General features: G+C 65.8%; 24 protein-coding genes and 1 pseudogene. All 25 read left to right on the top strand.

The window, feature by feature from the left end; all coding sequences use genetic code 11:
* Positions 1–338: 338 nt before the first annotated feature.
* Positions 339–731: pseudogene (locus NFH66_RS16235) on the top strand (hypothetical protein); the annotation flags it as partial.
* Between the two features lie 18 nt (positions 732–749).
* Positions 750–1181, top strand: coding sequence for a single-stranded DNA-binding protein (locus tag NFH66_RS16230; RefSeq protein WP_349611271.1), 432 nt, complete (start codon positions 750–752; stop codon positions 1179–1181).
* Between the two features lie 60 nt (positions 1182–1241).
* Positions 1242–1466, top strand: coding sequence for a hypothetical protein (locus NFH66_RS16225; RefSeq protein ID WP_349611269.1), 225 nt, complete (start codon positions 1242–1244; stop codon positions 1464–1466).
* 102 nt (positions 1467–1568) lie between these two features.
* Complete coding sequence (locus NFH66_RS16220; RefSeq protein WP_349611268.1) at positions 1569–3461, top strand: DNA topoisomerase III; 1893 nt, start codon at positions 1569–1571, stop codon at positions 3459–3461.
* Positions 3462–4273: 812 nt separating this feature from the next.
* Positions 4274–4549, top strand: a complete 276-nt coding sequence (locus NFH66_RS16215; protein WP_045994684.1) for a hypothetical protein — start codon at positions 4274–4276, stop codon at positions 4547–4549.
* Between the two features lie 105 nt (positions 4550–4654).
* The gene (locus NFH66_RS16210) at positions 4655–5188 is read left to right on the top strand and encodes an STY4534 family ICE replication protein (RefSeq protein ID WP_349611267.1); all 534 of its coding nucleotides are present in this window, start codon (positions 4655–4657) and stop codon (positions 5186–5188) included.
* Between the two features lie 91 nt (positions 5189–5279).
* Entirely contained in the window at positions 5280–5816 is a 537-nt protein-coding gene (locus NFH66_RS16205) for a hypothetical protein (RefSeq protein WP_349611266.1), read from the top strand.
* Between the two features lie 141 nt (positions 5817–5957).
* On the top strand, positions 5958–6602 hold the full coding sequence (pilL2, locus tag NFH66_RS16200) for a PFGI-1 class ICE element type IV pilus protein PilL2 (RefSeq protein WP_349611265.1): 645 nt from the start codon (positions 5958–5960) through the stop codon (positions 6600–6602).
* Positions 6595–7356, top strand: coding sequence for a hypothetical protein (locus tag NFH66_RS16195; protein WP_349611263.1), 762 nt, complete (start codon positions 6595–6597; stop codon positions 7354–7356). The genes pilL2 and NFH66_RS16195 overlap by 8 nt, the downstream gene beginning before the upstream one ends.
* Before the next feature lie 40 nt (positions 7357–7396).
* Positions 7397–8119: a TIGR03759 family integrating conjugative element protein gene (locus NFH66_RS16190; protein WP_349611261.1), complete on the top strand. Its 723-nt coding sequence runs from the start codon at positions 7397–7399 to the stop codon at positions 8117–8119.
* Positions 8120–8129: 10 nt separating this feature from the next.
* Positions 8130–8714, top strand: coding sequence for a transglycosylase SLT domain-containing protein (locus tag NFH66_RS16185; RefSeq protein ID WP_349611259.1), 585 nt, complete (start codon positions 8130–8132; stop codon positions 8712–8714).
* Between the two features lie 14 nt (positions 8715–8728).
* On the top strand, positions 8729–8905 hold the full coding sequence (locus NFH66_RS16180) for a hypothetical protein (protein ID WP_349611258.1): 177 nt from the start codon (positions 8729–8731) through the stop codon (positions 8903–8905).
* An 82-nt stretch (positions 8906–8987) separates the two neighbouring features.
* Positions 8988–9464, top strand: a complete 477-nt coding sequence (locus tag NFH66_RS16175; RefSeq protein ID WP_045994689.1) for an integrating conjugative element protein — start codon at positions 8988–8990, stop codon at positions 9462–9464.
* A gap of 9 nt (positions 9465–9473) precedes the next feature.
* Positions 9474–11768: a type IV conjugative transfer system coupling protein TraD gene (gene traD / locus NFH66_RS16170; protein ID WP_502878655.1), complete on the top strand. Its 2295-nt coding sequence runs from the start codon at positions 9474–9476 to the stop codon at positions 11766–11768.
* Entirely contained in the window at positions 11737–12027 is a 291-nt protein-coding gene (locus tag NFH66_RS16165; RefSeq protein ID WP_089689194.1) for a hypothetical protein, read from the top strand. Before traD ends, NFH66_RS16165 begins: the two co-directional genes overlap by 32 nt.
* Before the next feature lies 1 nt (position 12028).
* Positions 12029–12721: a TIGR03747 family integrating conjugative element membrane protein gene (locus NFH66_RS16160; RefSeq protein WP_089689193.1), complete on the top strand. Its 693-nt coding sequence runs from the start codon at positions 12029–12031 to the stop codon at positions 12719–12721.
* 194 nt (positions 12722–12915) lie between these two features.
* A complete protein-coding gene (locus NFH66_RS16155) occupies positions 12916–13278 on the top strand; it encodes an integrative conjugative element protein, RAQPRD family (RefSeq protein ID WP_349611256.1) in 363 nt (120 codons plus the stop codon).
* Entirely contained in the window at positions 13278–13493 is a 216-nt protein-coding gene (locus tag NFH66_RS16150; RefSeq protein WP_349611254.1) for a TIGR03758 family integrating conjugative element protein, read from the top strand. The genes NFH66_RS16155 and NFH66_RS16150 overlap by 1 nt, the downstream gene beginning before the upstream one ends.
* 59 nt (positions 13494–13552) lie before the next feature.
* Positions 13553–13912, top strand: a complete 360-nt coding sequence (locus NFH66_RS16145) for a TIGR03745 family integrating conjugative element membrane protein (protein WP_349611253.1) — start codon at positions 13553–13555, stop codon at positions 13910–13912.
* A complete protein-coding gene (locus NFH66_RS16140) occupies positions 13912–14295 on the top strand; it encodes a TIGR03750 family conjugal transfer protein (protein WP_095623367.1) in 384 nt (127 codons plus the stop codon). The genes NFH66_RS16145 and NFH66_RS16140 overlap by 1 nt, the downstream gene beginning before the upstream one ends.
* Positions 14292–14939: a PFL_4703 family integrating conjugative element protein gene (locus NFH66_RS16135; RefSeq protein WP_349611251.1), complete on the top strand. Its 648-nt coding sequence runs from the start codon at positions 14292–14294 to the stop codon at positions 14937–14939. The genes NFH66_RS16140 and NFH66_RS16135 overlap by 4 nt, the downstream gene beginning before the upstream one ends.
* Complete coding sequence (locus tag NFH66_RS16130; RefSeq protein WP_349611249.1) at positions 14936–15826, top strand: TIGR03749 family integrating conjugative element protein; 891 nt, start codon at positions 14936–14938, stop codon at positions 15824–15826. The genes NFH66_RS16135 and NFH66_RS16130 overlap by 4 nt, the downstream gene beginning before the upstream one ends.
* Positions 15823–17265: a TIGR03752 family integrating conjugative element protein gene (locus NFH66_RS16125; RefSeq protein WP_349611247.1), complete on the top strand. Its 1443-nt coding sequence runs from the start codon at positions 15823–15825 to the stop codon at positions 17263–17265. The genes NFH66_RS16130 and NFH66_RS16125 overlap by 4 nt, the downstream gene beginning before the upstream one ends.
* 49 nt (positions 17266–17314) lie before the next feature.
* Positions 17315–17719 carry a TIGR03751 family conjugal transfer lipoprotein gene (locus tag NFH66_RS16120; protein WP_349611246.1) on the top strand — a complete coding sequence of 135 codons (405 nt, stop codon included), beginning with the start codon at positions 17315–17317 and terminating at the stop codon, positions 17717–17719.
* Positions 17719–20640 (top strand): conjugative transfer ATPase, encoded by a 2922-nt coding sequence (locus NFH66_RS16115; protein ID WP_349611245.1) that lies wholly within the window; start codon positions 17719–17721, stop codon positions 20638–20640. Before NFH66_RS16120 ends, NFH66_RS16115 begins: the two co-directional genes overlap by 1 nt.
* The last annotated feature ends 72 nt before the right edge of the window (positions 20641–20712 follow it).

Raw genomic sequence — 20712 nt, 5'->3', positions numbered from 1 at the left:
GGAATCACCTGGGCAGCGGTGCCGAGGAGTCCTCTGGGGTGATGCCAGTGGCATCACTTGGGCGGCGATGCCGAGGAGGTCTTCGAGGTGATGCCAGTGGCATCACTTGGGCGGCGATGCCGGAGAGGATTTCGAGGTGATGCCAGTGGCATCACTTGGGCGGCGATGTCGAAGAGGACTTCGAGGTGATGCCAGTGGCATCAATTGGGCGGCGATGTCGAAGAGGACTTCGAGGTGATGCCAGTGGCATCACGGCAAGTGCGTGAGGGGGCAGCTTGGATACCGCATCTAATAGCTATGGCAACGACGCATTCAAGAGCTAAGCAAAGGGTTTTTTAAAACCCTTTAAGGGTAAGGGGGAGCTGATTAGGCTCCGTGACGAGCTGGAGGAGTCGGCAAGAGCGGCGCGGCAAGAGGCGATCGATATAGCCTCGCAGGCGAATGGGGGCTTGCTGAAGTCGACCGACCTCTGGCTGACCCCATGGGGTAAATCAGGCGTCCCTGCCAGAACACTGCAGTGGCGCGATAACAGGCAGAGAAGCATGGGGCTTTGGCTGCTGGAAACGTTCCTGGCTCGCGACGACATATCAGAGGCGATACGGCAGTCCGTCATCGATCTCGAGGTGCAGCGCTGCGTGTTCAATGCCAAGGCGGCCACGATCAACTGGTCGATCAAGCGAATCGGCAAGGCGCTGGCCGATATCGAGCATGCCGTCTCATTTCAGCGATAACGACCAAGGAGGAGACTTATGGGCACACGCTTCTACGGTGAGGGGAATATCGGCAGCGATCCGGAGGTGCGGACCTTCCCCGTGCGTGAGAACCAGCCGCCCCGCACGCTGCTCAGGCTCAATGTGCGATTCGATAACCTGGTCCCCAAGGACGGAGAGATCGTGGATCGTGGTGGCTTCTGGGCCGATGTGGAGTGGTGGCACCGTGATGCCGAGCGCTGGTCGCGACTGTACCAGCGGGGCATGCGGATTGTAGTAGTGGGCAAGATGGTTCAGGACAGCTGGGAGCAGAACGGTGAGACGCGTACGGCGTTCAAGGTACAGGCAGACCGGGTCGCTATCTTACCTCACCGGGTGGCTCAGGTAATCATGGATACACCCCATAGCCATCAGCAGCCGGCTGAGCAGTATGCCAGCGGCCCGGGAGCCAGCCAGGAAGGCTACGCCTAAAGGCTACGCCTAGTAGCGTTTCCGCATGGCGCTCCGTTAGCGCAGACAGGAGGGCTCTCGGTGACATCGCCAGCGCTGAGAAAAGAGCGGATCGGCATTGGCCACGCGGCGCAGCTGCTGGGCGTTCGTGTGACCGAGCTCAAGGATGCCCTTCGGTATGGCCGCGATCTTCGCGGCCATGCACCGCCCCAGCCCATTGTCAGAGGTGCCGGCTCTAACGGCACCCAGATGCTGTTCCTCCTGGGCGACGTGATGGACGTCGCCGAGCTGATGGCCAGCTCTTGAAGGCGTCGGTGCAAAGCCGTTTCGCTGTCGTTCCCTTTCTTGCTTCGCTCCCTCCCACTGCCTTGCCATGCTGCCCTCCACGCTTATGAGGGAGGTGTGCCAATGCGTCTATTCCTGTGCGAGAAGCCTTCGCAGGCCCGAGATATTGCCCGCGTGATCGGTGCCGGCCAGCGCAGCGAGGGCTTTCTGACGGGCGAGGGGTGTGTCGTGACCTGGGGGTTCGGGCATCTGCTCGAGCAGGCCCCGCCGGAGCAGTACGACCCGGCGCTCAAGCGCTGGTCGCTGGAGGCGCTGCCGATTCTGCCTTCGACTTGGAAGATGGAGATCAAGAAGAGCGGCCGCAAGCAGTTCGGGGTGGTGAAGAAGCTGCTGGGCCAGGCGACCGAGGTGGTAGTGGCCACCGATGCCGACCGGGAAGGGGAAACCATCGCGCGCGAAATCTTGGATCACTGCGGCTATCGGGGGAAGGTCACCCGCCTGTGGCTCTCGGCCCTGGATGATGCCTCGATCCGCAAGGCCCTGGCCGGCATCAGGCCCGGCGAGGCGACTTACCCGCTATATCTGGCTGGCCTTGGGCGTAGCCGGGCCGATTGGCTGGTCGGGATGAACCTGACCCGGGCCTATACGGTACTGGCCCAGCGACAGGGCCATCAGGGAGTACTCTCGGTGGGACGTGTGCAGACGCCTGCACTGCGCCTGGTTGTGGATCGCGACCGGGAGATTGCCAACTTCGTTCCCCAGCCCTTCTGGGAAGTCGTGGCGCATCTGCAGGCGTCGAGCGGGACCTTTCAGGCGAAGTGGCGGCCGAGTGATGCCTCGATCCAGGACGCCGTGGGGCGCTGCATCAGCGAGGAAGCCGCCCGGTCGCTGGCTCAGCATGTCACCGGGCAGCAGGGGCGTGTCAGCCACCTCGAGACGAGCCGCAAGCAGGAGGCGGCGCCACTGGTAATGGACCTGTCATCGCTGCAGCAGGAGGCTTCGCGCCGCTTTGGTTACGGTGCCCAGCAGGTACTGGATATCGCCCAGGCGCTCTACGAAGTCCACAAGGCGACCAGCTACCCGCGAACCGACTGCCGGTATCTGCCGGAGGCGCAGTACGAGGATGCCGAGCGCATCGTGACGTTGCTTCTGCACTCGGACGAGGCGCTGTCGGCGCTTCGCCAGCGCCTGGACACGAGCCGCAAGAGCCGTGTCTGGAGCGACAGCAAGATTACCGCACACCACGGCATCATCCCGACGTCAGCCTGCGACCTGACCAAGCTGAATGATGCTGAGCGCAACGTCTACGACCTGATTCGTCGCCACTACCTGGCCCAGTTTCTGCCGGATCACGAGTATGATCGGACCGATCTGCGAGTGGACCTGGAGGGCGAAGCGTTCGTGGCCTCAGGGCGGCAGGTGCGTGAGGAAGGGTGGCGCGCACTCTTTCCCCGGGCGGCGGCTGGAGAGGGCGACGAGGAGGAGTGGGAAGCGACTCCGCTACCGCCGCTAAGCGAGGGCGAATCCTGCCAGGCTAAGCAGCTTGAAGTGCTGGCCAAACAAACGACACCCCCCAAGCCCTTCACCGAGGGCACCCTGATCGCCGCCATGAAGCATGCCGCCCGGTTCGTGACAGACGAGCGCCTGAAGGCTCGCCTCAAGGAGACGGCCGGGATCGGTACCGAGGCAACCCGGGCCGGCATCATCGAGACGCTGCTGAAGCGGGGCTTCATCAAGCGGCAGAAGCGCGCCCTGGTCTCGACGCCGACCGGCCAGCAGCTAATCGATGTGCTTCCTTCTGTCATCACCAATCCCGGCATGACAGCGCTCTGGGAGCAGGCGTTGGATGATGTTGCGGCAGGGCGGCTGGAACTGCATGACTTTATGGCACGTCAGGCCGGGATGGTAGAGAAGCTGGTGCAGCATGCGCGGGAGTCCACGGTGACGATGCCTCAGTCGAAGAGCAAGACGCCAGGAAAAGGTGCCGGCAGCCGGCGCAAGGCGCCATCATCTTGACCCTAGGAGGGGCAGGCTCAATAATGAGAGCCGTACCCCGTTGGTTGCTGACGGTCATCACGCAACGCCCTTTGAGCGCCAACGCTCAATCCCCCAAAGTATTCGCACCTCGCGAGACGAATACGCCCCATCCCGCCTATACGGCTCACACTGCATCATCAACAGTCGGGGTTCGAGGTTCATTAGTCCCAGGCCAGCTTGGTTGGTTGGCCACCTGTCTCATACGACGACCGGCCTGCCGGCTACCTTGACCCAGGGTAGCCGGCAGGCCGGTTGACGTTTCCGGACTGGAAACGCCTGCCCTTCTGCGGAGCCCGCCGCATCACCAACGGGAGCCCTTTGTACAGGGATCTGTGCTTGATCGACCGAATGCGTCCGCGAAGAGATTCGGGTGCCACCGTGAGCGAAGCATGGCAACGAGGGACATGCCTTGGCTCCAATTGCATGGCGGACATCCTGGTACTTGTCGATACGGCGACGACCCTGTTGATGCCCTCTATGGTCTTCAATCCCAAGACGTGGCGTGCCGCGTCTTGCGAGTGGGGATATCGAGGAGACGCTGCCGAAGGAGTGAGCAGCCTCCCAGTGGGCAAGTGCCGCCGCTGGCGGCCCGGTGGTCTCGACCGGCTCCAACCGAGACACCCCAGGCACCCAGGCGTTTCAAGGGTGCGTCGCTTGGCGGTATGCCGCCTCCCAAGGCCTCGCGCATCCCGAGACGAGGCCGCCCATCAGGGCTGGATGCCACTGTTACCACCCATTCGGGGAGATGCCTCCCCAGGGGGCGGACCCCCTGGAACCTGGAGGAATGCCCCATGGCCACGATTGTCGACGACCATGTCATGGTCTGTGAGGACTGCCTGATGATCATCGCCAATGACGATGCTACCGGGCTGGATCACTTCCTGGATGAGGAGAGCGCTGCCGCCCGCGAAAGGGAGGTGCGTGAGTCCATCTACGCAGTGCAGCGTGACGGGAACACCCTCGTCGTCGGCGATAGCGAGCACGACGAAGCATTCTCGACATCATCCTGCGACTGCTGCCACACCCACCTGGCGGGCGCTCGGCACCACTGCGTGCTGATGGGCTGAGCCAGCGTCTGAATCCACCCTTTGCCCACCCGGGAAACCACTCGACTTCCCGCAGGGGGCGAGTGTCTCCCGGGTGCAAACTGCAACCCACCGAGGAGACACGCTATGACGGTCACCACTCACCCGAGTGCCAATACTGGCTTCTTCGACCTGCATATCACCGGCCTTGGCTACCTCAATCGAATCCGTGAGGTGAAGCCGAAGCGCGGAGACGCGTTCTGGGCCTGCGATATCGCGGCCCTGAATGGCCCCGCAGACGATGTGGGCTACACCCGCTTCGACTGCCGGATCAGCGGCCGCGATGCCGAAGCGCTCGTCAAACGCTGCCGTCAGGCGGTGTACCAGGGCCGCAAGGTGCTGGTGGGCTTCAAGCTGGGCGACCTCTGGACGGACACCTTCGTCTACTCCAAGGGGGACAAGGCCGGCCAGACCGGCGTCAGTCTCAAGGCGCGCCTGCTGTTCATCAGCTGGATCAAGGTGAATGGCGAGATGGTTTACCAGGCGCACCGCCGCGACGAGCAGGGTGCCGGTAACGACAGATCCGCTGCCTCAGCGGAGCAGTCTGAGGCCGGCAATGGCTACGCCGCTGCCCTCTCGGGAGAAGCGGCCGGCTCCTTCGATTCGCCGGCCATGCACTGATCCACAGCGTTTCCATTCAACCACCCAGCCGGGGAAACGCCTCCCCGCTGGGAAGGTTCTCCCCGGCGTTGCCATGAACGGGAGAACCATGATGGAACACTTTGTCCCCAACCCCTATGCGGTCGAAGGTGCACTGATTCGGGAGGCGGTGCTGCGCGAGCAGTTTCGTCTCACGGTACACGGCACGCGCTGGGAGCATGACGACACCGAGCCCTCGGATCCCTGGTTCGAGGTGACGACGGTTATCGACGCTGGCAGCTTTGCGACGGTCACCGAGATCGTTCATGCAGAGCCCGACCTTCTGGCGCATATCGGCCCGGAGGTCATGCTGTCTCATGCCGAGGTGCGAGACCGGTATGGGCGCCTTGTGGCAGCAGCACGCTTTACGACGGGTGCCTTCGCGTGGCTCATGCCGCCCACCGTTCAGGAAGCGTCTGCGCTACGCGAGCGCGAGCAGGCACTGGAGCAGCGGGCCAGGGAGGAGATTGCCCTGGCAGACAACGTCAGCGCAGCGCGCTGGCTTCGTGAGCAGGCGGCAGGCCTGCGGCTGCAGCTGGCTCTGGACCACTACTATCGACCCTATGTGCGCCGAGAGCTCGAGGCGCTCAGCGTCATGCCGAGGCACTGATGATTCCCAACCCACGAAGAGCGCCCCACCCCGGGGCGTTTTTCCTTTCCCCGCCTGATTACGCTTTCCAATCGACCCGCCCCCGCAAACCCGAGAACCTCCTGCCTCAACGCCATTGAATGGACTCCCTTGAGGCAACCCATGCTCAACCTTTCCATCCTCTCGACCGCTGCGCTGATCGCCACCACGCTGCTGGCGGGCTGTGCCCATCAGCCTCCACAGACTCCCGAGCCCTCGAATGCAGACTCTCTGGTGCTATCGCTGCCGTACTTCGACGTAGACGGCGAGCGGCATCGGGCCGTGGTCACCGGCCCCAATCCGCCGACGACCGAGGCCGTGACCCCGGACATCTACAGCGACGAGCTGCCCTCCGTCGAGGTGATTCGCACTGGGCGTTACCAGTTGGTGGCCACTCAGGCCTCGCTGGGTCAGCGCTACCTCCTGGAGCAGACCATCGATGTGCGCATTCCGGCATCCATGACCACCACCGTGGAGGACGCGCTGCATCACACCCTGCGCCATACCGGCTATTCGCTCTGCCCCGCACCCGGTCCCGCCCAACGCACCCTCTACCGCAAGCCGCTGCCGGCGGCCCACTACCGGCTGGGTCCGATGCCGCTGCGCGAAGCCCTCCAGGTGCTGGGCGGTGACGCCTGGGAGCTAGAGGTCGACCCCGTCGCCAGAGAGGTTTGCTACCAGGTGCGGGATATCCGCTATGTGCCGGGGCACGGCGACGACAGTCGTGACGAGAGCGCTGCTGCGGTGGAGGAGGTGAGCGATGCGTGAGCCCACCGAGCTGTCGCCCGACCAGAAGCAGGCAGAGCCGCAGCATCGCCGCAAGCGCGGGGCAGGGAAGGGCGGCAGGAAGGCCCTCTACGGCCTGCTGGCGGTCAGCCTGGCCGGCGCCGTGGTGTCGGGGGCGCTGCTGTTGAGGCCGGTGCCCGAGGAGGTGCCGATGGAATCCCTGGTGCAGTCCCAGGTGCAGCAGGCGGTGGTACCGCTGGAGGAGGCACTCACCCGAGTGGCATCGCAGCAGGCGGCGCTGGAGCAGCGACTGGAGGAGCTGGGCCAGCGTCTCGAGCGGGCCGAGCGGCGAGGGGAGGTGAATGCCGCCGGCATCACCGCCGCACAGGCTCAGCTGGAGCAGCTGGATCCGCTCGAGCCGCGCCTGTCCGAGCTTGCCAAGACGCTGAGCCGCCTGGATAGCGAGCTCAACCTGCGCGTCACCGCCCAGAACGAGCAGATCCAGACGCTGGAGGAGCGCCTCGAGCAGAGCCGGCAGGCGGCGTCACGCCCTGCACCTGCTCGCCAGACGCCGCGGCCAGCGGCCCCGTCGTCGCCACCGTTTCAGGTCTCCGGCATCGAGTCCCGGGGCGGGCGCCCCTACGTTGGCGTTTCGCCCAACGGCCTATCGAGCCTGCGCGATATCCGGCTGCTGGGTGTCGGGGATCGCCAGGATGGCTGGGAGCTGACGAGGATCCGCGGCACCCACGCCGTCTTCAGCCGTAACGGCCGCTCGGTCGACGTCCAGATTCCCTGAGCCCACCGGAGATCCTGCGATGAAAAACCGGAAACCTGCTGTGCTGCCTGCGATGGCCGTTGCCGTGGCGCTGCTGGCCAGCCAGGCCGCTGCCCAGCCCAGCCCGGAGCACCGCCCCGATGCCTCATCCGTGATTCAAGAGGCCCTGCAGCGGCTCGAGAGCGAGCGCACCCGCACGCGCACCGAGCAGGCCGAGGCCTGGCAACTGACCGAGCGCGACTGGGAGCGCTATGAGTCCCTGATGGAGGGGCCACGAGGGATCTGGTCGCCCAACCTCGACCCGATCACCGCCCTTGGCGTCGAGGCGCGCACCGCCGAGGAGCGTCGCCGCTATGCTGAATTGCTGGTGGAGGTGGAGCGCGCCCGCACCGAGCGTGAGCTGGCGTTCCAGCGGGCCTATGACGCGGCCTGGCAGCGCCTCTACCCCAACGAGATGCCGGTGGATGAGTTCACGCTTAGGCCACGCAATGCCTTCCATTTCACCGACGAGGGCGCGCTGCAGGCGCGCTTGACGGTGCACGTGGCAGTGAACGGCTGCGAGCGTTGTGACAGCACCGTCCGCGAGCTGTTGGCCCAGGGCACCCAGATGGACATCTTCGTGCTCGACAGTGACGGAGACGATTCGGTGATACGTGACTGGGCGCGACGTGTGGGGGTGCCGGCCGACCGCGTGCGCGCACGAGACATTACCCTGAATCACGGCCAGTCGGACCCCGAGCGTGGCATCGCCGTGGGGTCGCTGCCTCAGGTCTACCCGAGATGAGGGCGACGATATGGGGCTGAAAGCGTATCGGCGCCTGGTGATGGGCTGTGCCGTCGGATGCAGCCTGGCGGCGTTGTCATCGCTGGCGAATGCCACCGTAGTACCGCCGGCCTACTTCGACGCCGCAAGCCTGCACCAGGTCCCACCAGAAGTGCTCTATGCGGTAGCCACGGCCGAGTCGGCGGTCAGCCTGAAGGTGGGGCACCGGCCTTGGCCCTGGACCCTGAACGTGGCAGGGGAGGGCTTCCACTTCGCGACCCGCCAGGCGGCCTGCGACGCCTTGCTGCTGGCTCTTGAGGAGACCCGCCTCGTGGACGTGGGCATCGCCCAGCTCAATGTTCGCTGGCAGCCGCAGCTGTTCGGTGCTGGTAAACGCTTCGCGCAACCCTGCGATGCCTTGAATCCCTACGCCAACCTGGAGGAGGCGGCACGCCTGCTGCGTGGCCACTTTGATGCCGCCGGCGACTGGGTGCAGGCGGCCGGACGCTATCACCGTCCCGCCGGGGGTGAGCCGGCGGCCCGCTATCGCCGCCTCGTGGCCGCCGAGCTCGAGCGGTTGAAGGCGTCTCGCCAGCGGCAGCTGGCGGCCAACTAAGGGAGGTTCCACCGATGATTCACTCTGCCCCCTATCGCTGCCCTTACTGCGGGGCACCGGCATGGAGAGAGCCCCGCGAGATCGAGCCCCCGATGGACTACTGCCATGGTGATGCCCATGGCTCCCGGGAGGAGTACCTAGAGGAGTGCTATGAGGATGCGTTTGGAGGGGACGCTGATGGTGACGTGTGATCACTGCCGCAGGGCGTTAGCCGCCCTGGTCGGGCTCGTCGGGGGGCTTGCCGGGAGTGTCCAGGCCGAGACGCTGCCCCGAATGCCACTCACCGATCGGCCTGCTCTGGAAGTGCTCGCCGATCATGGTGGAGAGCCGGCACGCCCCTACTTCGTCGCCATCGGGATGGCCGGCGTGGCGGAGGAGCAGGGCTATGCGCCTGATTCGCGCGCACCGGTGGCATTCAGCGAGGCGGATATGCTGCCGGTGACCAGTGAGCGGCTGTCGCCCGGCGAGGTGCACTTTCGCCCGCTCGAGCTCCCGGGCCGCATGACGCCCTTCTTCCTGGTCGGGGACGACCCGCTATCGCTGCGCTGGCTGGAGGCCCGCGGAGAGATCCTGCGCGAGCTTAACGCCGTGGGGCTGGTCGTCGAGGTGGCCACACCCGAGGGGCTTGAGCGCCTGCGCGAGGCGGTGCCGGGGCTCGAGCTGCGCCCCACACCGGGGGACGACCTGGCCGGTCGGCTGGGCCTTGCCCACTACCCGGTGCTGGTGACGGCTCAGGGGCTGGAGCAGTAGGAGCGAGCGATGAGCCAGTCACACCCTCTGGAAGCGCTGCTGCGCCCTGCGGTAGAGCTCAACACTGCCTTGGTCTGTGTAGCCTGTGCGGTGCTCTGCATTATGGCGCCCTGGTCACTGGCCTTGTCACCCAGCGTGGGCTACGGCATGGCGGCGGGTTTTGCTGCCTTCGGGGTGTGGCGTGCCCGACAGGCCTGGGTGGTGCTGCGCTACCGCCGCAACATGAAGCGCCTGCCGCGCTTTGCGTTGCGCAGCCGGCAGATTCCGGTCAGTCAGCGGCTGCTATGGATGGGCAAGGGCTTCAAGTGGGAGGCGCGCCACACCCAGCGGTTGCATGAGAGCCAGCAGCCCCATGTGCAGCGCTATCTGCGACCGGGACCGGCCTACCGCGTGGCCCGAGGGCTGGAGAACCGGCTGGAGCGCCATGCTGTCGGCCGGCCACTGGTGAAGCTGCTCGCCGCGGACGTGCCCTGGAACCCGGTGCGCCCGCTGCCGCCGGTGGGCGGTATGGCGGCACTGCATGCCGTGGAGTGGAGGGAGCGCGATGTCTACCTGCCCTTGGGGGAGCGGGTGGGTCACACCCTGGTGGAGGGCACCACCCGGGTCGGCAAGACCCGGCTCGCCGAGATCCTGATCACCCAGGACATCCATCGCGGCGACGTGGTGATCGCCTTCGACCCCAAGGGCGACGCCGACCTGATGATCCGCATGTATGCCGAGGCACAGCGCGCAGGTCGCGGCGACGAGTTCTACGTCTTCCACCTGGGCTGGCCGGATATCTCGGCGCGCTATAACGCCGTGGGGCGCTTCGGGCGCATCTCCGAGGTGGCGACCCGGCTCGCCGGCCAGCTCTCAGGAGAGGGCAACAGTGCCGCCTTCCGCGAGTTCGCCTGGCGCTTCGTCAACATCGTGGCCCGGGCCCGTCATGCCCTGGGGCAGCGCCCCACTTACGAGCAGATCCTCTCGGACGTGGTGAACATCGACGGCCTGATGATCGAGTATGCCCAGCAGACCCTGACCCGCCACGACCAGCACGCCTGGGAGCGTATCACCACCATCGAGGGCAAGCTCAACGACAAGAACATCCCCCGCCAGTTTCAGGGCCGCGACAAGCGGGTGGTGGCCATCGAGCAGTATCTGCAGCAGATCAAGGTGGTGGACGCCGTACTCGAGGGGCTGCGCAGCGCCGTGCGCTACGACAAGACCTACTTCGACAAGATCGTGGCGAGCCTGCTGCCGCTGCTGGAGAAGCTGACCACCGGGCGCATCGCCGAGCTGCTTTCGCCGGACTATGACGACATCGAAGACCCGCGGCCGATCATAGACTGGCAGCAGATCATCCGTAAGCGCGGCATCGTCTACGTGGGTCTGGATGCCATGAGCGATTTCGAGGTGGCCCAGGCGGTGGGCAATTCGATGTTCGCCGACCTGGTCTCGGTGGCCGGCCATATCTACAAGCACGGCATCGATGACGGCCTGCCGGCGGTGAACGGCAAGCGCATGGGCAAGGTACCGATCAACCTGCACTGCGACGAGTTCAACGAGCTGATGGGCGACGAGTTCATCCCGCTCATCAACAAGGGGGGCGGCGCCGGCATCCAGGTCACCGCCTATACCCAGACCCTCTCCGACATCGAGGCACGCATCGGCAACGCCGCCAAGGCCGGTCAGGTGGTCGGCAACTTCAACAACCTGGTGATGCTGCGGGTACGCGAGGAGAAGACCGCCGAGCTGCTGACCCGACAGCTGCGCCAGGTCAACGTGGCTACCCGCATGCTGGTCAGCATGGCCTCCGATTCCAGCGACATTGCCAACGATATCGACTTCACCAGCTCCGGCGGCGACCGCATCAGCACCGTACAGGTGCCGATGATCGAGCCGGCGGACGTGGTCTCGCTGCCCAAGGGGCAGGCCTTCGCCCTGCTCGAGGGCGGCCAGCTCTGGAAGGTGCGCATGCCCTTGCCGCTGCCCGACAGGCACGAGGACATCCCCGGCAGCATCGCCGAGCTCGCCGAGCGCATGAAGCGCGACTACACCACCGGCGAGCAGTGGTGGACCGCGGTGATGCCACCGCCGGTGAACCTGGAGCTGGGCGAGCTAGGGGCTGAACTCCCGATGCGGGCCCGCGATGCCCAGGAGCCGTCCCCTGCGCGGGCAGAAGCTCGAGCGGAGGCGCGGGACAAAGACGAGGCCAAGGCGCGCCGGCAGGGGGAGGAGGCTGAGGATCAGCTGCTCAACGAGTGGCTGCTGGCCCAAGAGATGGAGAACCGTGATGAACATCGAGACAACGCCCATGACGCCTGATACCGCGGCAACCGCCATCGTCTCCAGTGTTGCCTTGGAGAGCGGCTCCCTGAGTGAGCTGCCTCAGGCCCTGTTCGGGCTACTCGACTACGTGGTCATCGGGATCGACCGCGTCGAACTGACCCAGCACGCCTATCGCAAGGGGCTTTCGCCAGTATGGGAGCAGGGTGAGCACCCTCATGAGGGGCGGCTGATCCTGCACTACCACGATCGCCGCTGGTCGCTGCTCTGCTCGCTGACGCCAGTCAGGGTGCACTGAGATGGCCACGGCGGAACGTGCCCAGGAAACTCGACGCGGCTGGTTCTCCACGCTGTTCGGGCTTCCATTTCAGATTATGGCGGTGCTGGTCGTGTCGCTGCTGATGTCGGTGCTGGTCGAGTGGGCGGGAATCCACTGGCAGTGGTGGAGCCAGCCCGGGGCCCAGCATGCGCTGGAGACCCTGGAAACCGAAGTGGCCCGACTGGATACCCACTTCACGCGCTCGCTGCTGGTCTCGGACCCGGTCGCCCTGGCGACCCGAGCCGTCACCAGCGCCCACGAGTGGCTGTTCGTGAGGAGCGGGATAGCGGACTGGCTTGAGAACAGCGCCCATCACGGGGGTTGGCTCGGCACCCTGCATGTCTACGTGCAGGCGGCGCTCTACGTCACGCTGATGACCCTGACCCGTGTGGTCATTCTGCTGCTGACCTCGCCGCTCTTTGCTCTGGCGGCCCTGGTTGGTTTCGTCGACGGCTTGGTGCGCCGTGATCTGCGCCGCTTCGGTGCGGGGCGCGAGTCCGCTTTCATCTACCACCATGCCAAGCGGGCCATCACGCCGGTCTTCGTGGTGGGCTGGCTGTTCTACCTGAGCGTGCCCTTCGCTATTCATCCCAACGCCTTCCTGCTGCCCTGCGCGGCCCTATTTGGCTTGCTGGTCAGCATCGCCACGGGAAGCTTCAAGAAGTACCTCTGAAACTCCACATCGCAGGCCTTCCGCGGCCTCGCCGCTATCGTCCGGAGCCGGTGCGGGCTCCGGTGCTTGCGTGCCTAGGGTATTGAGCAGGCGAAGATAAACGTCGTGTGCGGCGCTTATGGTTTCCTGCTGCGCTGCACCCTGGCGGGCGACAGGATGAGGACAATGCCAGCCAACGGATGGACTGTCTTGCCATGACGTTTCGCCGCTTGCCACGGGCCCTGTCGCCCCTGCTTCTGATGCTGCTGACCGCTCAGTTCGGCGCTACCTACTCCGTCTATGCCAACGACCACGACGGCGTGCGCGATGAGATCGCCCGCCAGGACCTGGCCCTGATCCAGGATCAGCTGGCCCAGATCCAGCGCATTGTGGATCGGCTCGAGAGCCGCGTTGGGGAGTTCGACCCTGAGACCACTCGTGTCTTCCTGGATGTGCCGCGCCTGCGCCGGGATATCCAAGCCGTGGACAAGGGCATCGATGACGTACTCGAACCGCCTCGATTGCCGCCCCGCCAGCCGGTGCCCCTCGCCGGGGACTACCTGCGGGAGTTGCGCTAATGGAGGCCTTCGCCGCCGGTGCCGGCTTCGAGGCGCCACCCCTGGGAGTCCTTATTGCCGGGGCGGGCTGCACCGTGGTGCTGCTCTGGGCGTGTTGGAGCGCCATCTCCTCCTATCGAGGCTACGCCAAGGGGCGCGTCAGCGGCGATGACTTCGGCTTTGCCGCGCTGCGCGCCGTCTTTCTGGTCGTGGTGATGTTCTGGATTTTCCTCTGAGGTCACCGGCCTCGAACCCTGCGTCATTCAGCAATTCGTTACTCAAGAAGGAGCTCGTTATGACTACCGTGCGTTCACTCTTCTCTCGTACTCGTACACGGGGACTCGCCGCCTTGGCAGCGGTGGGGCTAGTGCCGCAGGCCATGGGGCAGGGGCTGCCCACCATGGAGGCGCCGTCGCGAGGGGAGGGGGAGGGCCTGCTCACCACCCTGCAGAATTACCTGTTCGACTTCGGCGCCCTGGGCGGTCTCATCCTGGCCACGGTGGCATTCATCATCGTCGCCATCGCATCCATCGCCACCTTCAACGAGGCACGGGTTCGCGGGGAGTGGTCGAAGTTCGGCGTAGTGGTCGTCGTGGGGGTAGTGCTGATCGTGGCCATCATCTGGCTGGCGACCAAGGCCGCGGAGATCCTCTGATGGTCAATCGTCTCGACTTTCTGCCGACCCGTCTGAATGCCGCACCGGTGGTGTTTCGGGGCATGACCGGGCACGAGGTTGGGATGATGGCTCTGGGCGGAGTAGCCGCGGGCTTGCTTCCGGGCGCGATCGGCGCCTGGCTGCTGGGAGCCATCGCCATGGTGCCGACCGTGGCGTTTGCCTGTGCCGGCATGGCGCTCTACGTCGGTGGCGCCGTGATGCGGCGGCTACGTCGCGGCCGTCCCGCCTCCTGGCTCTACCGCAGCCTGCAGTTTCGTCTCGCTCGGCAGGGCATCCGTCTCAGGGGAGCCGACGCCTTGATCACCCGTTCCGGTCCCTTCTCACGGCGGCGGATGCGCTACCAACCGGGAGGACGCCCATGAGCCGCTTTCGTCACGCCCTTAGCGCACGGGATGCCCATATCACCACCCTGCGCCTGGTCATCGCGGTGCTGGCCCTGCTGAGCGCCGGCCTGTGGTGGGGCTGGAAGTCGGCCCCGGAGAACCTGACCATCCACAACCCGCCCGACCTGCGCTCCGGCAGCACCCGCGCCTGGTGGGAGGTCGACCCGTCGAGCGTCTACGCCTTCGGGTTTTACGTCTGGCAGCAGATCAATCGCTGGCCCGCGGATGGTCAAGCCGATTACCGCCGCAACCTGAGGGCCTATTCACCCTTTCTTACCCCCTCCTGTCAGCGCTACTTGGCCAAGGACTACGAGGACCGCGATCGCCGCCAGGAGCTTTCCGGCCGGGTACGCGGCATCTACGAAATTCCCGGGCGAGGTTATCGCACCGATTCCGTGGAGATCCTTAGTCGTGATGCTTGGGTGGTTACCCTGGATATGGCCATCGACGAACAGTACGCCGGCACGCCGGTTCGCGATCTGTTCATTCGCTACCCGCTGCGGGTGGTGAGGGCCGACGTAGACCCTCAGCGCAACCCCTGGGGCCTGCAGGTGGACTGCTTCGATGGCATTCCACAGCGGCTGTCGGTACCAGATGCAGAGAAGCAAGGAGGCTCCTCATGAAGCGTGTGATGCTGGCCTGGTTGGTCACCGCCGTGTTCGCCGGTGAGGCGCTGGCGGTGGAGGTCATGCACTGGGAACGTCGACCGCTGGCGATACCGCTGCCGGTGGATGAGGAGCGGATTGTCACCCTGGACCGCAACGTTCGCGTGGGCCTGCCACCGGCATTGGCCAATCCCGAGGTACTGCGCGTCCAGAGCGCCGGAGGCGTGCTCTATCTCAAGGCCTTCGACTCCTTCGACACCCAGCGTGTTCGCGTGCAAGACGTGGAGAGCGGGGACGTGCTGCTGCTGGACCTCTTGGCCCGGGAGGGAGCCAGCAGCGAGGAGATCCTGGTGGTGGACAGCCGCGAGGTGTCGCCGGCCAGGGCAAGTGCTTCGACGGGTTCGTCCACGGGAAGCCGCGGGGCGCAGGCGTCAGAGGCGTCCCGGCCGGCGGCTCAAGCGTCAAGCGGTGAGGCGCAGCAAGCCACCGCCACGCCGGTGCCCGTGCTGCTGACCCGGCATGCCGCCCAGTCCCTCTATGCGCCGCAGCGCACCATCGAGCCCCTGCGCGGCGTCTCTCGCGTCCCCATGCGGCTGCCCGAGTCGCTGAGTACCCTGCTGCCGTCACTGCCGGTGACCGCCACGCCCCTGGGCGCCTGGCGGCTCGATGGCTGGATGGTCACCGCGGTGAAGCTCGAGAACAACGATCGGCGGCGTGCCTTCGAGCTCGACCCGCGCTGGCTGCAGGGAGACTTTTACTCTGCGACCTTCATGCACCCCTACCTGGCCCCGCGGGGCTCCGTGGAGGACACCACCACGGTATTCCTGGTTACCCGCCGCGGTGGTCTGGACAGGGCGCTGATTCCCCTGGAAGAGGCGGATGATGCCGAGGAGGGGGCCTCATGACGCTGCGTAGCAACACCCTGCTGAAGATTCTGGTGCCTGGGCTGTTGGTGATCGTGCTGCTGATTCTGGTGCGTGGCCTGAGCAGCGATAATGCCGGCACGGATTCTGGGACAGCCGAGACTGACCCGACGCTAAGCCTGACCGATGACGAGCTGCAGGCGCTGGGCATCGAGGGCGATACCCCGCGGGACACCGTAGCCACCCTGGTGGGCCACGTGCAGGCCATGCGTCGCGATCTGGAGCAGGCCCAGGCGGAAACCCAGGCGCTGCGTGACCAGAACGAGCAGCTGATGAGCCGCCACCAGGATGTGGACGGTGCCATCGACGAGGCGCTGCGCCGTGAGCGCGAACGGCTACGTCAGGAGATCGCGCGGTCCAAGCCGGACAGCTCCATGCTGGGGACCTTGCAGCGTCAGCTGGATCAGCTGCGCCGCCAGGTGGATGGGCAACGTGATGATGACCTGCCCATTGGCCTGGGCCTTGAGGGAGGTGGTGGCCCTGATGGGACATCCTACTCGGGCCCTGGCTCGGAGCATGCGCTGACCTGGGTCGAGCCCCTGGACGCCCAAGAGGATGAGCGTGGGCGCGGCGAGACTACCTTCCCGACCGGCTTCCGTGAGGCCGCCGATGAACTGGGCGAGGCGGCCCGGAGCACTTCGAGTGCGGTAGAGAGCCGGGTGACCGGACGTCCCGATGAATCCAGCGTGGAGCCCGTCTATACGCTGCCAGAGAACTCCACACTGATGGGCTCGGTGGCCATGACGGCGCTACTGGGCAGGGTGCCCATCGATGGCACCGTCAACGACCCCTATCCGTTCAAGGTGGTGATCGGCCGCGAGAACCTTACCGCCAACGGCGTCACCCTGCCTGAGGTGGAGAGTGCCATCGTCAGCGGCACCGCCACCGGCGATTGGACGCTCTCCTGCGTGCGTGGCCAGGTCAACTCGATGACCTTCGTCTTCGAGGATGGAACCGTGCGCACCCTGCCGGCTCCCGATGACGTCAACTCGGGAGACGGCTCGGGCCGCACCACCCTCGGCTGGCTCTCAGACCCGCGGGGCTTGCCCTGCATCCCCGGGGATCGCAAGACCAATGCTCAGCAGTTCCTGCTCACCAGCTTCATCCTGGGCGCCGCCGAGGCCGGCGCCGATGCCATGGCGATGAACGAAGTCACCACCAGTGTGGACAGCGGTGGAGTGGTCAGCGGCCTGACTGGTGACTCGGGTCGCTATGCCGCCAGCCAGGCCCTGGCTGGCGGCGTGTCCGACGTGCGCCAGTGGGTGCAGGAGCGCTTCGGCCAGACCTTCGATGCCGTGTACGTGCCGCCCGGCCAGCCGGTGGCCATCCATATCGAGCGGGAACTGCCCATCGACTACGAGACACAAGGAAGGAGGGTGCGATATGACCGCACGGGCGCGGATGTCCTCGATCTGCCGTAGTTCTACAAATCATGCCGCCAGAAGCGCCGTCAGGCCGTTGGCGGCTCTGATGGCCACCCTACTGGTGGCGGGCTGCGCCACCTCCCAGGAAGAGCTGATGCCGGTGGGCGATACCACCATGATGGAGATTTGGCAGAACCAGGCCGGCCAAAGTACTGGTGAGCGCCGCCCGCTGGATGTGCGCAGCGAGCTTCGCCGTCCGCTGAAGAGTGATGACATGGTAACGGAGCACCTGCGCTACAGCCGCGATGTAGGCAACGAGATCTACAGCCAGTTCCGCCGCCTACCCAACCCGGACCTGGTGATGTACGTCTTTCCCCACCTGGCAGGAACTGAGCAGGTGCCGGTACCCGGCTACTCGACGGTGTTTCCCCTCTATCAACGCGTTCAGTACGCCATGCCCGGTGAGAGTGCGCGAGCCACTGCGGACTGGGTCGACGGGAGGGCTCTCTGATGTCGCAGTTCGACGACCTGATGAACCGGCTGTTTGGCAGCGCCAAGGCGGGTGAGGGCGATCAAGGCCAGGTGCTGGATGCCGTGCTATCAGACCGGGATGAGTCCGAAGAGCACAAGACTCAGGCGGCCGAGCCAGAGGGGTTGGTCGCGCTCAGCAGCGACGTGCAGGGCCGGCCGCTGGCTCTGCCTCGGGGCAAGGCACCTTCCGTTGCCGAGCTGCGCTCGCACTTCCGCCGGGCGCCCTCGTTCAGCAACTACCTGCCCTGGGTGGAGTACCTGCCCGGATCGGGCTGCTTCCTCCTCGAGGACGGGGCCTCGGTGGGCGTGGTGGCCGAGATCTTTCCCATTGCCACCGAGGGCCGCGCCCCGGAGTCCCTGGAGGCGATTCGTGACCAGATCGAGGCTGCCTTCCAGGACAGCCTGCCGGAGTATGAGCAGCACCCCTGGGTGGTGCAGCTCTTCGTCAAGGATGAGGTCGACGCTCGCCCCGACCTGGAGCGCATGCGCGACTATGTGCGGCCGCGGGCCCGGGAGACCGAGTTCACCCAGGACTGGCTGGCGAGCATGGGCGCTCACCTCAAGGCCATTTCCAAACCGGGCGGGCTGTTCCAGGATGACGGCGTGACCCAGACCCGCTGGCGGGGCCAGACCCGCCGCACGCGCCTGGTGCTCTACCGCTGGCTCGGCAAGAAGCGCCAGGCGGGGGAACGCCAGCGGGGACTCTCCCCCGAGCAGGCCGCCAATCAGGTCTACGAGCGGCTGGCCGCCGCGCTGCACGGCGCGGGCCTGCGCCTGAAGCGCTATGACGGGCGCGCCTTTCACCGCTGGCTGCTGCCGCGCTTCAACCCGCGGCCGCGGCTGGCCCCCGATGACCCGGCGCGCTTCTACGCCCTGTGCGACTACCCCGAGGACGCCGGTGACGTGGCCTGGAACTACGACCTGGCCGAGGGAATGCTCTTCAACTCGCCCCGGGGCGATGTAGAGACCGGGCTCTGGTGGTTCGATGGGCTGCCCCAGTGCTGCGTGGTGGTGGAGGAGATGCGCCGGGCGCCGGTGGTGGGCCACCTCACCGGCGAGGTGCGCCGCTCCGACGGCCAGGCCAGCAACGCCCTGATGGACAAGCTGCCCGAGGGCACCGAGGCGGTGCTGACCATCGTGGCGACGCCCCAGGAGCCCCTGGAGGACCATATCAATCGCCTGCACAGCAAGGCGGTGGGCGACAGCGTGCTGGCCCGCCAGGTGCGCGAGGACTGCGACACCGCCCGCCGCTACCTGGGCCAGAACCACAAGCTCTACCAGAGTACCCTGGCTTTCTTCCTGATGGGTGAGGATGAGCAGGATCTCCAGCAGCGCAGCATGGAGCTGGCCACTCAGCTGCTGCAGGTGAACCTCTCGCCGGTGGATCCTGAAGATGAAGTCGCCGGCCTGAACACCTACCTGCGCTGGCTGCCAATGAACTTCGACCCGGAGCAGGATCGCAAGAACCGCTGGTACACCCAGTTTAACTACGTCCACCACTTGGCAAATCTGGCGCCGGTATTCGGGCGCGGCCGCGGTACCGGCCGGCCGGGGATGACCTTCTTCAACCGTGGCGGCGAGACCTTCAGCTTCGACCCGCTGAACCTCGAGGACCGCTCGGCCAACGCCCACATGCTGGTGTTCGGCCCCACCGGGGCCGGCAAGTCGGCCACCCTGAACGGCGTGTTGAGCCAGGTCATGGCCATGCACCGCCCGCGGCTCTTCATCATCGAGATGGGCAACAGCTTCGGGTTGCTGGGCCAGTATTTCGAGCGCAAGGGGATGAGCGTCAACCAGGTCAAGCTCTCGCCGGGCTGCGGGGCCAGGCTGCCGCCGTTCGCGGCGGCCACGCGGCTGCTGGAGAACGAGGTGGAGGAGAGGCGCCTCGCCCGAGACGCCGAGGACGCCAACCCCTTCGAAGAGGCGCCCCTGGAGGAGGACGAGGAGCAGCCCGATGAGGAGCGCGACCTGCTGGGCGAGATGGAGATCACCGCCCGGCTGATGATCACCGGCGGGGATCCCAAGGAGGAACGGGAGTTTCGCCGCGCCGACCGGCGCATGGTGCGCGACGCCATCTACCGGGCGGCGGAGCGCTGTCGGGAAGAGGGCCGCGACTGCATGACCCAGGACGTGCGCGAGGCACTCTATGCAATCTCACGCGACACGGCGATCCCTGAGGAGCGGCAACGCCGCGCCTATGACATGGGCGAGGCCATGGGGCTTTTCTGCGACGGCTTCGACGGCGAGGTGTTCAACCGCCCCGGTACCGCCTGGCCCGAGTGCGACGTGACCATCATTGACCTGGCCCACTTCGCCCGGGAGGGCTACGAGGCACAGCTCGCCCTGGCGGTAATCAGTGTCACCAACATGATCACTAACCTGGCCGAGCGCGACCAGTACAGCGGGCGGCCCATCGTCCAGGTCATCGACGAGTGCCACCTGCTCACCGTCAACCCGCTACTCAGCCCCTACCTGGTCAAGGTGGGCAAGATGGGTCGCAAGCTCTCCCACTGGATCTGGATGGCCACCCAGAACCTCGAGGACTTCCCGGACGCCGCCCGCAAGCTACTCAACATGATCGAGTTCTGGCTGTGCCTCTACATGCCGCCGGACGAGATCGAGCAGGTCAGCCGCTTCAAGGAGCTCACCGCCACCCAGCGCAAACTGATGGCCTCTGCCACCAAGGTCTCGAAGAAGTACACCGAGGGGGTGGTGTTGTCAGGGCGCTTGGAGGCGCTGTTCCGGGTGGTGCCCCCCAGCCTCTACCTGGCCCTCGCCGGCACCGAGGGCGAGGAGAAGGCCGAGCGCATGCGGGTGATGCGCGAGCAGGGCTGCTCGGAGCTCGAGGCGGTGCTGCATATCACCCAGCGGCTGGATGAGAAGCGAGGTTTTTTTCAATAAAAATGAGCCGAGCAGGTGACACCTCCCCCATTGTTTTGTCAAAATGTTCAAATTTTCAGCAACGCTAATTTC

Origin of the sequence: Halomonas sp. H10-9-1, from assembly GCF_040147005.1 — a bacterium.
GTDB lineage: Bacteria > Pseudomonadota > Gammaproteobacteria > Pseudomonadales > Halomonadaceae > Halomonas.
The sequence above is the reverse complement of the archived record's forward strand: the minus strand, read 5'-3'. Positions and strand labels throughout refer to the sequence as shown.